This is a genomic window from Alloacidobacterium dinghuense, assembly GCF_014274465.1.
Taxonomy (GTDB): domain Bacteria; phylum Acidobacteriota; class Terriglobia; order Terriglobales; family Acidobacteriaceae; genus Alloacidobacterium; species Alloacidobacterium dinghuense.
The window spans coordinates 3,088,324-3,101,972 of the sequence record NZ_CP060394.1 but is presented as its reverse complement, the minus strand read 5'-3'; the positions used below and the strand labels follow the sequence as shown (position 1 = coordinate 3,101,972).

Annotated in this window: 10 protein-coding genes; 5 read left to right on the top strand and 5 right to left on the bottom strand. The window is 58.1% G+C overall.

Translation table 11 applies throughout. The annotated features are described in order from the left end of the window. Positions 1 to 8: 8 nt before the first annotated feature. A complete protein-coding gene (aceE, locus tag H7849_RS12730) occupies positions 9 to 2,714 on the top strand; it encodes a pyruvate dehydrogenase (acetyl-transferring), homodimeric type (protein ID WP_186747013.1) in 2,706 nt (901 codons plus the stop codon). A 174-nt stretch (positions 2,715 to 2,888) separates the two neighbouring features. On the opposite strand, the gene H7849_RS12725 is transcribed toward aceE, so the two are convergent. Further along, a complete protein-coding gene (locus tag H7849_RS12725) occupies positions 2,889 to 3,554 on the bottom strand; it encodes a VOC family protein (protein ID WP_186747012.1) in 666 nt (221 codons plus the stop codon). A gap of 177 nt (positions 3,555 to 3,731) precedes the next feature. On the opposite strand from H7849_RS12725, the gene H7849_RS12720 reads away from it, so the two are divergent. After that, positions 3,732 to 4,745, top strand: coding sequence for a toll/interleukin-1 receptor domain-containing protein (locus H7849_RS12720; RefSeq protein WP_186747011.1), 1,014 nt, complete (start codon positions 3,732 to 3,734; stop codon positions 4,743 to 4,745). Between the two features lie 63 nt (positions 4,746 to 4,808). Here the strand turns inward: H7849_RS12720 and H7849_RS27095 are convergent, their stop codons facing one another. Both H7849_RS27095 and H7849_RS12715 read right to left on the bottom strand, forming a co-directional pair. Continuing rightward, a complete protein-coding gene (locus tag H7849_RS27095) occupies positions 4,809 to 4,934 on the bottom strand; it encodes a hypothetical protein (RefSeq protein WP_285288950.1) in 126 nt (41 codons plus the stop codon). After that, the gene (locus tag H7849_RS12715) at positions 4,924 to 5,157 is read right to left on the bottom strand and encodes a hypothetical protein (RefSeq protein WP_186747010.1); all 234 of its coding nucleotides are present in this window, start codon (positions 5,155 to 5,157) and stop codon (positions 4,924 to 4,926) included. Before H7849_RS12715 ends, H7849_RS27095 begins: the two co-directional genes overlap by 11 nt. Positions 5,158 to 5,619: 462 nt before the next feature. Here H7849_RS12715 and H7849_RS12710 point away from each other — a divergent pair, with 462 nt between their 5' ends. Further along, positions 5,620 to 10,134, top strand: coding sequence for a DEAD/DEAH box helicase (locus tag H7849_RS12710; RefSeq protein WP_186747009.1), 4,515 nt, complete (start codon positions 5,620 to 5,622; stop codon positions 10,132 to 10,134). Continuing rightward, on the top strand, positions 10,112 to 10,288 hold the full coding sequence (locus H7849_RS12705; protein WP_186747008.1) for a C1orf53 family protein: 177 nt from the start codon (positions 10,112 to 10,114) through the stop codon (positions 10,286 to 10,288). Before H7849_RS12710 ends, H7849_RS12705 begins: the two co-directional genes overlap by 23 nt. A gap of 9 nt (positions 10,289 to 10,297) precedes the next feature. On the opposite strand, the gene H7849_RS12700 is transcribed toward H7849_RS12705, so the two are convergent. Together H7849_RS12700 and H7849_RS12695 are read right to left on the bottom strand one after the other, a co-directional pair. Next, complete coding sequence (locus tag H7849_RS12700; protein WP_186747007.1) at positions 10,298 to 10,666, bottom strand: MmcQ/YjbR family DNA-binding protein; 369 nt, start codon at positions 10,664 to 10,666, stop codon at positions 10,298 to 10,300. A 6-nt stretch (positions 10,667 to 10,672) separates the two neighbouring features. Further along, positions 10,673 to 12,040: an FAD-binding protein gene (locus H7849_RS12695; RefSeq protein WP_186747006.1), complete on the bottom strand. Its 1,368-nt coding sequence runs from the start codon at positions 12,038 to 12,040 to the stop codon at positions 10,673 to 10,675. A 544-nt stretch (positions 12,041 to 12,584) separates the two neighbouring features. Here H7849_RS12695 and H7849_RS12690 point away from each other — a divergent pair. Beyond that, positions 12,585 to 13,631, top strand: a complete 1,047-nt coding sequence (locus H7849_RS12690; RefSeq protein ID WP_186747004.1) for a VWA domain-containing protein — start codon at positions 12,585 to 12,587, stop codon at positions 13,629 to 13,631. Positions 13,632 to 13,649: the final 18 nt, after the last annotated feature.

Genomic DNA, 13,649 nt, shown 5'->3' with positions numbered 1-13,649 from the left:
TGGATCCTATGTCTATGAAACTGGCAGTGCCTGTTAGCGCGGACTTTACGGATGAAGTCGCAGAGTGGATTGAGGCTTTCGATCAGGTTGTTGTCGATGAGGGCCCGGAACAAGCAGCAGAGCTGATGGGCGCGCTGCGGCAGCGAGCACGCGAGGCCGGCATCAATACACCTGGCGAAATCCGCACCCCCTACCTCAATACCATCCCCAAACATGACGAAGTGCCGTACCCCGGTGACCGAAACATAGAGCGTCGCGTAGAGAGCCTGATTCGCTGGAACGCCATGGCGATGGTGCATCACCAGAACAAAAAAGATGCCGGTATCGGCGGCCATATTTCGACCTACTCATCCTTGGCGACGCTCTTAGAGGTAGGTTTCAATCACTTCTTTCACGCAAAGTATCCAAGCCACGCGGCGAGCGGGGGGCAAGACCAGCCCGGCGACTTCATCTATTTCCAAGGACACGCTTCACCCGGCGTCTACGCGCGTGCCTATCTGGAAGGCCGCCTGAATGACGATCATCTCAAAAATTTCCGCCACGAATTGCGCGACAAGCCAGGCCTGTCGTCCTACCCCCACCCCTGGCTGATGCCGAATTTCTGGCGTTTCCCGACAGTTTCGATGGGTATCGGTCCGCTGAACGCGATCTATCAGGCGCGTTTTATGCGCTATCTCGAAAACCGCAATCTCATCGAGAAGACCCCGCGCAAAATCTGGGCCTTCGTCGGCGACGGCGAAACAGACGAAGTCGACACTCTTGGTGCAATCTCAGTCGCCTCACGCGAAAAGCTCGACAATCTGGTCTTCGTCGTCAACTGCAACCTGCAGCGCCTCGACGGCCCAGTACGCGGCAATAAGCGGATCATCGACGAGCTCGAAGGCGTCTTCCGCGGCGCTGGCTGGAATGTCATCAAGGTCATCTGGGGCTCGGATTGGGATGTCCTCTTTGAGCGCGATCACAAGGGCCTGCTGCTGAAGCGCATGGAGGAGTGCGTTGACGGCGAATATCAGGCATTCAAAGCCAAGGGCGGCGCATATCTGCGCAAGGAATTCTTCGGCAAGTACCCCGAACTCCTCGAACTCGTCAGCGATATGACCGACGAGCAACTCGCGCGCCTGCATCGCGGTGGCCACGACCCGGTAAAGATTTACAACGCCTACAAGCGCGCCGTCGAGCACCGCGGGGGGCCCACCGTCATCCTCGCCAAGACGGTTAAAGGCTACGGCATGGGTACCACCGAAGCCCGCAATGCAGCGCACCAGGAAAAGAAAATGACCGACGACGCGCTCACCACCTTCGTGAAGCGTTTCGACATCCCCGTTCCAGAAGAGTCCGCCAAGCAGGGTAAGCCCTACAAGCCCGCAGACGACGCGCCGGAGATCCAATACCTGCAAGAGCGCCGCAAGGCGCTCGGCGGATACATGCCGCAGCGCGAAACCCCTGAGCTGAAATTCAAAGCCCCTGAGATCGACTACTACGCCGAGTGGACCGCCGGATCGAAAGGCCGCGCCGTATCCACTACGATGGGTTTTGTCAGCATTCTGCGCCACCTGCTGAAAGATCCTGAGATCGGCAAGCTGATTGTGCCAATCGTTCCCGACGAGGGCCGCACCTTTGGCTTGGAGTCCGCCATCCGCCAGGTTGGCATCTACGCGGCCGAAGGGCAGAAGTACAAGCCGCACGATCTCGACATGCTGCTCTACTACCGTGAAGAGCAGGACGGCCAGATTCTTGAAGAGGGCATTACTGAAGCTGGATCGATGGCCTCCTTCACCGCCGCAGGCACCGCTTACTCCAACTACCGCACGCCGACCATCCCGTTCTACATGTACTACTCGATGTTCGGCTTCCAGCGCGTTGGCGATATGGTGTGGGCGTTCGCTGATTCACGCGGCAAGGGCTTCCTCATGGGAGGCACCGCCGGACGCACCACCATGCTCGGTGAAGGCCTCCAGCATCAGGACGGCCACAGCCACGTCCTCGCCAGCACCGTGCCAACCTGCCTGAGCTACGACCCGGCATACGTCTACGAACTCGCCGCCATTCTGCAGGACGGCATCCGCCGCATGTATCAGGAAAATGAGCCGGTCTTCTACTACATCACCATGTACAACGAAGACTATGCCATGCCGGAAATGCCTGAAGGCGTCCGCGAGGGCATCGTGCGCGGCATCTACAAATTCAAGAGCGCCCCGGAGGGCAAGGCCGCAAAAGCATCTGTAGCCCAGCTCTTTGGCAGCGGCCCTATCCTGAATGAAGCCGTCCGCGCCCAGCAGATTCTCGCCGAAAAATACGGCGTACAGACCGACGTATGGAGCGTGACCAGCTACAACGAACTACGCCGTGAAGCCCTATCCATCGAGCGCTGGAACCGCCTGCACCCGGCAGAAGCGGAAAAGACCCCGTACATCCTGCAAGCCATCAAGGGCGCAAAAGGCCCCATCATCGCAGCGACCGACTACATAAAGTCTGTCCCCGACCAACTCTCACCCTGGCTCGCCGACCGTCTCGTGACACTCGGTACCGACGGCTTCGGACGCAGCGACAACCGTGAGCATCTCCGCGCGCACTTTGAAGTCAACACTGAATCCATCGTCGCCGCCACGCTTTCCAGGCTGGCACGCGACGGCAAATTCGACGCGAAAAAAGCGCAAGCGGCTTTTCAGGAACTAGGAGTGGACACCGAAAAGGTAGACGCAGCCAAAGCCTAGTCGGAAGCTGCTCGTGAAGAGATTGTCATCATGACCCTGAACGGAGTGAAGGGGAAGGATCTGCTTTTTCAGGGCAGCAGCACGAAAAAACCGGGGTCCCCAACGCGCATGATTTTCGCGTGTTGGGGTGGGAAAGCACGAATCTCAGCCAAGGATTGTTGAACACGCGTCCGTCTATTGCGGCGGCTTTTCGCCAGCCTGCTCACGCACCATGTATTCGGCATACCAGTCCGGCCAGTTCTCATCGCGTTTCCCAAGATGCTTCTCGTGTTCACCATGCGCAGCCTCGGCACGCCGTAGCGCCTGCGCCAGATCAGTCGCCGACCCATATGTCGTACTGCCGACGACACGCCCCGGAAGCCGCGTCGTAATCTCCTGGAAGAGCCAGCCGTTGCCGTCCGGATCCTTGAACGAGGCGAAGGAGCAGTAGGTGCGATGCTCTGGATCCGGGCCGCTGACCCGGACGCGACCGAACAAGTAGGGCTCGTCCGGGCCAGAGTACACGCCGTCGTTGTGGAAGACCTCGCTGACCTCAACGCCGTGACTGAGAAATTCGGCGCGAGCTGCAGCGATGTCAGCAACGATCAGGTAAAGGCCCTGGGCCGTGCCGGGAGTTGCCCCGGTAACATTCTTGCCAAAGATGACCGGACACCCGGAGCCCGGCGGCGTGAACTGGATCACGCGAAAGTCGTTGCCATTGTCAAAGTCGGCGTCGAGCCGCCACCCGAGTTTCCCGCCGTAGAACTCCTTTGCGCGGTCAACATCCGAAACAGGGATGACAACGATTTCAAGCTTCGTGTCGACTCTCGCGCTATTGCTGCGAATTTCGTCTTGTCCCATGATTTCCTTCCCGGTTGCAGAGAGATGAAACCGTATCACGACATTTACTAGTGGATCAATCGGACCGTCAAACCCCTGGGAGGTACTTACGGAGAGAGTCGAACGCGAAGCCTATTAACTTCTCTTTCGCAAAAAAAAGAAGTAGAGTAGGCCTCACCTGTCCAGAGGTGGGATCGTATGGCTGGGGTTTTTATCAGCTACCGCCGGGATGACAGCGCTGGGTTCGCGGGCGCACTGGAGCGCGAACTCGTTACCCGTCTTGGCCGCGATCGTGTCTTCATGGACATTAAGGACATCGAAGGTGGCACGGAGTTTCCCACCGCGATTGACCAGGCATTGAAATCGAGTGACGTGGTGATCGTTCTCATCGGCTCGCGCTGGCTTGACGCAACGGATGCTCAAGGGATTCGCCGCCTGGAGAAACCGGGTGACTTCGTCCGCCGGGAAGTCGAATTTGCCCTTGCCGGCCGTGCACGTGTCATTCCATTGCTGTTGGATGGAACGCTGCTTCCAGCAGTGGAGAAACTGCCAATCGACCTGCAGCCGCTGAGAAAACGGCAGACACTGGAACTACGTAACAGCCACTGGGACGAGGATATCGCGAGACTGCTAAACCATATTCGCGAAGCGATGTTCGCCCTGAACATCCAAGAGACAGCAGAAAAGATTATAGGAGAGGGCTTTAATCCCAACCCACCCAGCAGTGTGCAAGTCAACAGCCTGTTTTACTTGGGGCTGGCGCTAGGTGTGATATTTGTCGTCACAGGCGTTGTTACGGGCATTGAGTCTTTCAGGCACCAGCTTCCTTGGTACTTCGCGCTGATCTTTGGTGGCGCCGGCCTCCTAATGTGTGCTGGCGGTGCGCTTCCTTTCGCGCTGCGGGATAGGCGACGCCGCATGACGAAACGCCTGCTGAAGGATGGAAGGCCCATCCTTACCACCTTTCATCGCGTGGAAGAAAACACCACCATCGAGGTAAATGGGCGCCACCCGTTCTACGTCACCACACTATGGCGGAACCCTGTCTCGCATGATCTCGTGCAATTCCGCAGCCCTGCGCTGTGGGCGGATCCCACTGCTAAGGCCAGCGACCGCATGATTACCGTTATGATCGACCCGGACAACCTCCATCACTACGTGATGGACCTTTCATTTCTCTATCATGCGGATCCGGCTATCCGTCGGTTGTAACGCGAGACCTTCGCGCTGTCGTGCTGGCCTTGCCTCGCTTCGACGAGGGCTGAAATTGCGACTTTACCGGGTCTTCAGAACGGGATCGGCGTATATGCGCATCGTGGTAATCAGCAACCGAGCAAACCCCGCGTCCGTCTGCTGCGTGCGGGGAGTTGGTTTTGCCTGTACTTGAGCTTTACGAACCATAGCAGCGACCTTCTTCGTTGTTTTCCCAGGGGTAAGTTTGGAGCGGAGCGAAGGTGCGTTGGAAAAAGGCGTCATCCACCACGTAGCATTCGCCGTTTTCCCCGCGCACAATCCAGTCGCCGCGTTGCACATTGCAGAAGCCCAGATCGGTAGTGATCGTCTTTGTTTCCGTGCATTGTTGAGCATCTACCAATAGGGGCCTGCGAGTACGAAATGCGCTCATGATTCCTCCGCCGGAATGCCGGCAATCTCAATTCAAACGATGCAAGCGTAAAAGAGGAATAGGCGCTTTCTAAAGGTTTCGTTAAGGCTGTGGAAAAGTTTGTCAAGCCCCTCAACGCCATGAAATTCTGCAATTCGCACATTCTAAAAGAGAAGAATCGCGCCGGAGTTGGCGTGTTAATTCGCGCAACTTGCTAGAATAGAGATAAGAGCAGAAATGAACAGAAACGCCCGCCATCCAAGCGGGCGTTTTTCATTGTGCCGGAGCTAATCCCCTGCTAAGCGATTGAAAACACTAGAAAGCACTTAAAGCTAATTGAATCAGATGGATAGCGGGGATGATTCCCCGCTATGTCATTGAAAATACGTGAACCCGGTTTCTTCGGATGGGGGGAGGGGGGACCCACCCCCGCCTGCGCGGAAACAGGCGAACAAGAAACGAAAATCAGGATAAAATGAGCGAATGCTGTTTCCGCCTGCCTTGCCGGAGGAAAGCGCGCAATCTGCGGCGATTCCCGAGAGCCTCGCCTGGGCGCATCCCGTCGTGCAGGAATGGTTCGTTCGCAAGTTCGGCACGCCAACCGAGCCGCAGGAAGAGGGCTGGCCCCACATCCTGGCAGGCAAGCCAACGCTCATTTCAGCGCCGACAGGTTCCGGCAAAACGCTGGCTGCGTTTCTCATTTGCATCGACCAACTCATCCGCAAGGCTCTTGAAGGCCGCCTCGGATCGGAGACGGAGGTCGTCTACGTATCGCCACTCAAAGCGCTCTCAAACGACGTACAGAAGAACCTTGAAGCGCCGCTGAAAGAAATCCAACAACTGGCCCTCGATCGCGGCTATTTGTCACCGCAGATTCGGACTGCGGTTCGCACAGGCGATACTCTCCCCGCCGAGCGGCAGCGAATGCTGAAGCATCCGCCACATATTCTGGTTACCACGCCGGAATCGCTCTACATTCTGCTGACAGCCGAGAAGAGCCGCAACAACCTGCGCCGCGTGAATACAGTGATTGTGGATGAAATTCACGCCGTCGCCGATGACAAGCGTGGCGCGCACCTGGCCCTAACGCTGGAAAGGCTGGACGCGCTGGTCAGTGGCGAAAACCGCCTTTCTGTAGGCGATTGGGTTACAGGTGGCCGCGAAGTACCACAGCGTATTGGCCTATCGGCTACGCAGAATCCAATAGAGCTGGTAGCAGAGTTCCTGGGCGGAAATCGCGGCAAGAGCGTCGAAGTTGTACAGGTCGGACAGCGACGCACACTCGACCTTGCCATCGAAGTTCCGGACGAAGAGCTGGGCGCAGTCGCAAGCAACGCCATCTGGGACGGCATCTACAAGCGACTCGCCGAGCTAGCGCTGGAACACCGCTCAACACTGGTCTTCGTCAACACGCGACGGCTCGTCGAACGACTCGCATTCTGTATGGGCGAGCTTCTCGGCGAAGAGAACGTAGCAGCGCATCACGGAAGCCTCTCCCGCAAGCTACGCCTCGAAGCGGAGCGCAGATTGAAGCAGGGTGAAATTCGCCTGCTTGTAGCGACCGCGTCGCTCGAACTAGGGATCGACATCGGCAACGTCGATCTGGTCTGCCAGATAAACTCGCCGCGTGCGATTGCCGCAGCCATGCAGCGCGTAGGCCGCGCCGGACACTGGCGAGGCGCGATTCCGAAGGGCCGCTTCTTCGCCACGACTCGCGACGACCTGCTCGAACACGCAGCCCTCATCCGTGCCATGCGTTCCGGAGTTCTCGACAGGCTGGAGATTCCGCCGCAACCGATGGACGTGCTGATGCAGCAGATTGTCGCAGCCTGTGCCGCCGAGCCGTGGGAAGAGGACGCGCTCTTCGAAGTGCTGCGGCGTGCGCTGCCTTATCGCGACCTGACTCGCCACGAGTTTGACGAGGCGCTGTGTCTCCTGACCGACGGCATCGAAGCCAGCCGAGGACGCTACGGTTCTTACCTGCTGCGAGATCGCGTCCACGGTCGCATCCAGGCGAGACGAGGCGCGCGGACAATCGCAGTCTCAAACGGCGGAACGATCCCTGACACTGCGCTGTACGCAGTCATCGCGGAACCCGAAGGCGTGCAAATCGCGACTCTGGACGAAGACTTCGCCATCGAGTCGATGGCCGGCGATATCATCCTGCTCGGGAACACAAGCTGGCGCGTGCAGCGAGTCGAGAGCCGCGTCGGGCGTGTGTTGGTGGAAGACGCTCATGGGCAGCCTCCTAACGTGCCCTTCTGGCGCGGGGAAGCGCCGCAGCGGACGATTGAGTTGTCGCAGTTTGTCTCCGAATTGCGACAGGAGATCGACCGGCGGACGACAACCGTTCTTCCCGGTTACATCAGCCAGTCGAATGCAGAAGTTGCGGAGACAGTCGCATGGCTCAAACAGGAGTGTGGTGTCTGCGAGTCTGGCGCAGAGCAGATGGTTGGGTACATCACGGCCGGACGTGCCATTCTGGGCGCAGTTCCAACGCTTACGACGGTCATCGCCGAGCGCTTCTTCGATGAGGGCGGAGGCATGCAGCTCATTCTGCACGCCCCCTTCGGCGGACGCATCAACAAGGCTTGGGGATTGGCCTTACGCAAGCGCTTCTGCCGAGGCTTCAACTTCGAGCTGCAAGCCGCCGCGACAGACAACGGCCTGAACATCTCGCTTGCCGAGCAGCACAGCTTCCCACTGAGCGATGTCTTCCAGTTTCTGACGGAACACACGGTTACCGATCTGCTGGAACAGGCCTCGCTGGCATCGCCAATCTTCAAGGCGCGCTGGAAATGGGATGCCGGACGCAGCCTGCAACTGCTGCGCTTCAAAAACGGGAAGAAGATTCCGCCGCAGATTCAGCGGACGCGCGCGGATGATCTGCTGGCAAGCGTCTTCCCACAAGTAGCGGCGTGCCAGGAGAACATCGAAGGGGATATCGAGATTCCCAACCATCCCCTCGTTCGTGAAGTGATGAAAGATGTGCTTGGTGAGGCTATGGATCTCGAAGGACTGAAACGAGTTCTTCAGGACATGCATTCCGGCAGGATCCGTTGCCTCGCCGTCGACACCGCAACGCCGTCGCACTTTGCGCACGAGATGCTGAATGCGAATCCGTATGCTTATCTCGATGACGCTCCGCTGGAAGAGCGGCGCGCGCGGGCGGTCAGCATGCGCGGCGTTCTACCGGACAATCTGCTGGGCGACGCGGGCAGGCTTTCTCCGGAGGCAATCGCTTCAGTTCGTGAGGAAATCTGGCCCGATATTCGCGACGAGCACGAACTCCATGACTTGTTGTGCTCGCTGGTCATTGTTCCTGCGGATGTCTTGTCGCATCCAGCGGCCCGTGATTGGGACATCTTCTCTTCGCGTCTGGAAGAACAGAGACGTGCTGCCTTTGCCATTGTGGATCAGCGCAGTTACCTGTGCGCCGCTGAACGTGCTGATTGGTTGAGGTTGCTTTGGCCTGAAGTCAAGTTCGCCGATTCCGGCCGTTTCGTATCTGTACTCGTGACAGATGCAGATGAGGCTTTGCGCAAGGTTGTACAAGGTTGGATGGCGATTCTCGGACCAGTGTCGTCGCGGTCATTGGCGGGAAGGCTTGGCGTTGCCTCGAGCGAGATCTGGAAGCAGATGCTTCGACTTGAGATGTCAGGGACGATTCTACGCGGCGTCTTCGAGGGCCGTGGATCCTTAGAATCTCTGCCCGATGAGGATGTGGAATGGTGTGAGCGGCGGCTGTTACAGCGGATTCACAAGCGGACGCTGGTGGCTCTGCGAAAGCAGGTTGAACCCGTCACACCCTCTGTCTTTATGCAGTGGCTATTGAGGTGGCAACATGTGGCTCCCAATACTCAGCTTACTGGTGAAGCAGGGGTTCTCGAGGCGCTGCGCAGGCTTGAAGGCTTTGAGGCTCCGGCAATTGAGTGGGAGCGGTCGATTCTGCCTCAGCGCGTTGCCGGCTACGATCCGCGCTGGCTGGATGGCCTGTGTTTGTCGGGCGTTGTGGGGTGGGGGCGGATTTCGCCACATCCAGCATTCGCTTCCGTGAAGTCAGGCGGCCCGCGGCGCGTTGTGCCGACGAGCATGGCTCCGGTGACGTTCTTTGTGCGGGAAGAGGCACTCTGGATGGATTTGTGCCTCTCCGAGCGCAAGATTCCGGAGACTTGCCTGACAGCCTGCCTCAGTGAGCTTACCGGTCGCGTTCGTGATCTTCTCTCATCGAGCGGGGCGATGTTTGCCGGCGATCTGGTTCGTCGGCTCGGCGTTCAGGGGGCGGAACTTGACCTCGCGCTTTGGGAACTGGTGGCTGCCGGACTTGTGACGGCGGATGGCTTCGACAGTCTGCGAGTGCTGATTGATCCCCGGCGGAAGCAGGTTGCGGCTACTCGGGTGCGGGCGAAGCAGGCGGCTGGGCGTTGGAGCTTGTTCCGGGCGTTGGAAGATCCCGACGGCGGCCAAACGGGGACTCATGCCGTTCTCCGGCGCGAATCTGAGATCGAGTCGGCTTGCCGGATGTTGCTGGCGCGCTATGGCGTCGTGTTTCGCGACCTTCTGGAGCGGGAGACTACGGTTCCGCCCTGGCGCGAATTGCTGCAGTTCCTACGCCGGATGGAGGCTCGCGGCGAGGTTCGGGGCGGGCGCTTTGTGTCCGGCTTCGGCGGCGAGCAGTTTGCGCTGCCTGCGGCGTTGGAATCGTTGCGCGAGGCTCGGCGTAGCGGGATCAAGCTAGAGCCGGTCACGGTGGCGGCTGCCGATCCGTTGAATCTAATCGGGATTGTGGTGCCGGGCGAACGCGTGGCAGCCGTGGCCGGCAACCGGGTTACGTTTAATGAAGCTGTTCTTATGCCCCTAGAAGGGAATGCTCTCTCAAGTGCCGATCGGGTTTCCTCTAAAGCGCCATCCCTGTCTTCATCGGGATGGGGCACCACGGATTCCACGCTGCGGTTGCCTTTGGCAGAATCGAGTTATGAGCAACCTCCCACCGTCTGACACCGCGCCCTTGATTGAGGGGGTGGATTACTACATGGATGGGCCTTACCTGGTTTTCACCGAGGTGTACCACCTGAAGCGCGGGTACTGCTGCGAGTCGGGGTGTAGGCATTGTCCATGGCGGCAGGCCGAAGCTCTTGAGGATGAGATGTGACTCCGATTTTCATTGTCGTGACAGGCGCTTTTTATCTGAGTGGCCTTTCTTTTGGGATTTCGTGTTTTTCTCCACGCGCAAGTTCCAGGCGGTGGTTAGGGCACCGCGCAATGAGTCCTCGTCGGCCTTTTCGAGGACGATGTGTGTCATTCCCATGCGTCCCCAGCCTCCTTTGATGGGGACGAAGAGGTCAGGGCGGTCTTCGATGAAGGCATGTTGCTGTTCTACCGTGAGCATGAGGTTGCCGTAACCCTGGCTTTGGGCTGCAAGTGTGGCAAAGATTCTGCCTTCGACGCGAAAGTCGGGTGCGCCCATGTGCGAGCTTTCTTCCGCCCCTTCGAGGCTTAATGCGATGCGGCGAAAGTCTGCTGCGTACATGTCTATCTAAGCCGTGTAGAGGTTCGTGTCCAGAAACGCGTTGCGGAATTTGCCGCCTGGGTCGTGCTGCTTGACCAGCGACTTGAAGTCGGGCAGCTTTGCGTATTTTGCTTCCAGCTCCTTCGGCGGGATAGTGAAGAGCTTGGCCCAGTGCGGGCGCGGGTCGAAGGGCGCGAGCTGTTTTTCGATGAGCGGGAGGATTTCTTTCACTGCCGGCCATTCGGGTTTCCAGGTGAAGTGGATGGCGAGTGAATCGCGCTTGTAGGCCATGCTCATCCAGAGATTATCCGCGGCGATGGTGCGCAGCTCGGTGATGAAGAGGTGCGGGGTGATGCGGTCACGCAGCTTTTCGACGGCGAGGATGGCTTCGTAGCCGTGCTCGCGTGGGACGAAGTATTCGGTTTGCAGCTCGGCTCCGCTTGAAGGTGTGAAGTTCATGCGGAAGTGCGGCATGCGTTCATACCATGGTCCGGGAATGCCTTGCTGTTCGGTGCAGGGGGTGGCGTCGTGTCCCGTGATGGGGTGTAGTTTCTGTGTGGCGAGCGTTGCCCCGTAGAACTCCGGCGGCAACGTGGATGACATTCCCGGTTCCATGCGTTTCTTGATCCAGACCTGCGTGGCTTGATGCTTTTGCCAGTCGGTGAAAAGGCTGATGCTGTATCCGCTGCCGAAGATGGCGTCGAGATTGTGCTGGAGTTGGTCGAAGGAGAGATCTTCGTAGACCGCCTGCCGCATTTGGAAAGTGGGCAGCAGATCGAGTGTGATGCGGGTGGAGACGCCGAGGGCTCCTAGAGCGACGACTGTGCCGTTGAATGTATCACCATCTTTGGCGCGGGAGAGCGTGGCGAGGGTGCCGTCGGCCTGGACGAATTCGAGGGCGGAGACGGCGGTACTGAGGTTGCCGTTGTGGATGCCGGAGCCGTGGGTTGCCGTCGAGCACGCTCCGATGACCGTGATGTGAGGCAGAGAGGCGAGATTATGCAGGGCGTAGCCTTGAGAGTCGAGATAGGGGGCAAGCCTGCCGTAGCGGACGCCTGCTCCGACGGTGACAGTGTGCGCCTTGCTATCGATGGTCATCTCATCGAGGTGTTCGAGCGAGATCTGGTTGGCGGTGCTGTCGGCGATGGCGTTGAAGGAGTGGCGTGCGCCCAAGGCGCGGAGCTTGTCGCAACGCTTGACGACCTGCTGGACTTCTTCTACTGAAGTCGGGGTGTAGAGATTGTTTGTCGAATAAGTGAGATTGCCAGCCCAGTTGGTGCGCGGTCCGGTGGTCCCGCTGCTTTGGGCTTCAACTGCTTCTGGGGGAACGAATCGGGACAAGGTGGCTCCACTCAGTAGTATGCCGGATGTTTTGAGGAAATCGCGCTTGTTCATGTTGGGGAACGTTGTATCACGCCGGTGGAGGTTGTGGCGAGGCACAGGACGGGTGATGCAACGGCGGGGAGATCTAGCTTCGCTTCCACAAATAGGCGAACGAAAGAACAAAAATCGCCACGAAGGAAATAGCCATGACTATGAACGGAGTATGGTCCACACCACCGGCAACGGCTCCAAGTCCCATTCCACGGGTTCGCTGAAGGAAGCGAAGATACAAGCAAACCCACCAGATCAGAATTCCCAGAATGGTAAGCGAGATGAAGCTGAATGCGGCGAACAGCCGGATTTCAGAATGCGGAGACGCATGGGAGAGATGACTCTAGCTTGCAGCGTTGCGAAGAACCCTGGGATAAAATCCCGTTCGTCTCGCAGCAAGGAACATAGTTTACTCTCCGGTGGGTCTTGATAGCCCATTTGACGCGTCCAACGTATCGGATGTAACAAATGGGTTGTTTCAAGAACACATGGGGGCTCAATGGGCAGGTTCTGGGTTAGGTTTGCACTGGTCTGTTTTCTGGTTTTATTCACGCAACGTTTCGCGATGCTACAGGCCACAGGACAGGCACCCTCCGGTTCAGATGAGAAAAAGTTGATACCGCCCGCTCCGGAAGTGGCAGAGAACGCAATCACGAGCCAACGGCGTATCAGCCTTGATGTGGTTGCAACTGATTCTTCAGGCAAAGCTCTGTCCGGATTGGAGCAGCAGGACTTTACGATTCTGGACAACAATCAGCCCCAAAAGATGACTTCATTTGAAGCTTTGCAGGGGACCACGGCTGATCCGCCGGTTGAAGTGATCCTGCTGATCGACCTGGTAAACACGGGCTTTTCGCGGGTTGCGTATGAGCGGCAGGAGATTGATAAGTTTCTTCGGCAGAATAACGGGAAGCTTGCCTATCCGACGACCATCGTCGTGTTTACGGATACGGGCACGCAGATTCAACCACAACCATCGCGGGACGGAAATGCGATGGCGGATCTGCTGGACTCGACCAATTCGGCGCTTCGAGTCATCGGCAGGTCTGCAGGCTTCTACGGTGCGCAGGAGCGGCTACAGACGTCTTTCACTGCTATGGATCGGTTGATCAGCTATGAAGGCACAAAGCAAGGTCGGAAGATGGTTCTTTGGCTCAGCCCAGGGTGGCCGCTGTTGTCCGGGCCAAATGTCGAGTTCAGTTCGAAGGACCAGCAGTCGTTCTTTTCTTGGATTGCGAATTTCAGCAACGCTCTCCGGACGTCACGCATGACGTTGTACGCCATCGACCCAGTCGGTGCGGGAGACGGCAGCATGTTGCGCACGTTTTATTACGAGAGCTTTTTGAAAGGCGTGAAGAGCTCAAAGCAAGCGGGCCCCGGCAACCTCGCGCTGCAGGTTCTGGCAACGCAGAGCGGCGGGCGCGTATTGAATTCAAGCAACGATTTGCTGGGCGAGATTAACTCGTGCGTTGCGGATGCGAGCGCTTACTATTCGATGTCGTTTGATTCCGCTCCGTCGGACCATGTGAATGAATACCATCCGCTAACGGTAAAGGTTGATAAGCCTGGGGTGAAAACGCGGACGAATGCCGCTTATTATGGGCAGCCTTAACGCTGGTTAGGGGTGCCC

What these genes read in the sequence shown, in the direction of transcription:
- aceE (WP_186747013.1), top strand. Translation starts at nt 9, where the DNA reads ATGTCTATGAAACTGGCAGTGCCTGTTAGCGCGGACTTTACGGATGAA.
- H7849_RS12725 (WP_186747012.1), bottom strand. Translation starts at nt 3,554, where the DNA reads ATGGGACAAGACGAAATTCGCAGCAATAGCGCGAGAGTCGACACGAAG.
- H7849_RS12720 (WP_186747011.1), top strand. Translation starts at nt 3,732, where the DNA reads ATGGCTGGGGTTTTTATCAGCTACCGCCGGGATGACAGCGCTGGGTTC.
- H7849_RS27095 (WP_285288950.1), bottom strand. Translation starts at nt 4,934, where the DNA reads ATGGTTCGTAAAGCTCAAGTACAGGCAAAACCAACTCCCCGCACGCAG.
- H7849_RS12715 (WP_186747010.1), bottom strand. Translation starts at nt 5,157, where the DNA reads ATGAGCGCATTTCGTACTCGCAGGCCCCTATTGGTAGATGCTCAACAA.
- H7849_RS12710 (WP_186747009.1), top strand. Translation starts at nt 5,620, where the DNA reads ATGCTGTTTCCGCCTGCCTTGCCGGAGGAAAGCGCGCAATCTGCGGCG.
- H7849_RS12705 (WP_186747008.1), top strand. Translation starts at nt 10,112, where the DNA reads ATGAGCAACCTCCCACCGTCTGACACCGCGCCCTTGATTGAGGGGGTG.
- H7849_RS12700 (WP_186747007.1), bottom strand. Translation starts at nt 10,666, where the DNA reads ATGTACGCAGCAGACTTTCGCCGCATCGCATTAAGCCTCGAAGGGGCG.
- H7849_RS12695 (WP_186747006.1), bottom strand. Translation starts at nt 12,040, where the DNA reads ATGAACAAGCGCGATTTCCTCAAAACATCCGGCATACTACTGAGTGGA.
- H7849_RS12690 (WP_186747004.1), top strand. Translation starts at nt 12,585, where the DNA reads ATGCTACAGGCCACAGGACAGGCACCCTCCGGTTCAGATGAGAAAAAG.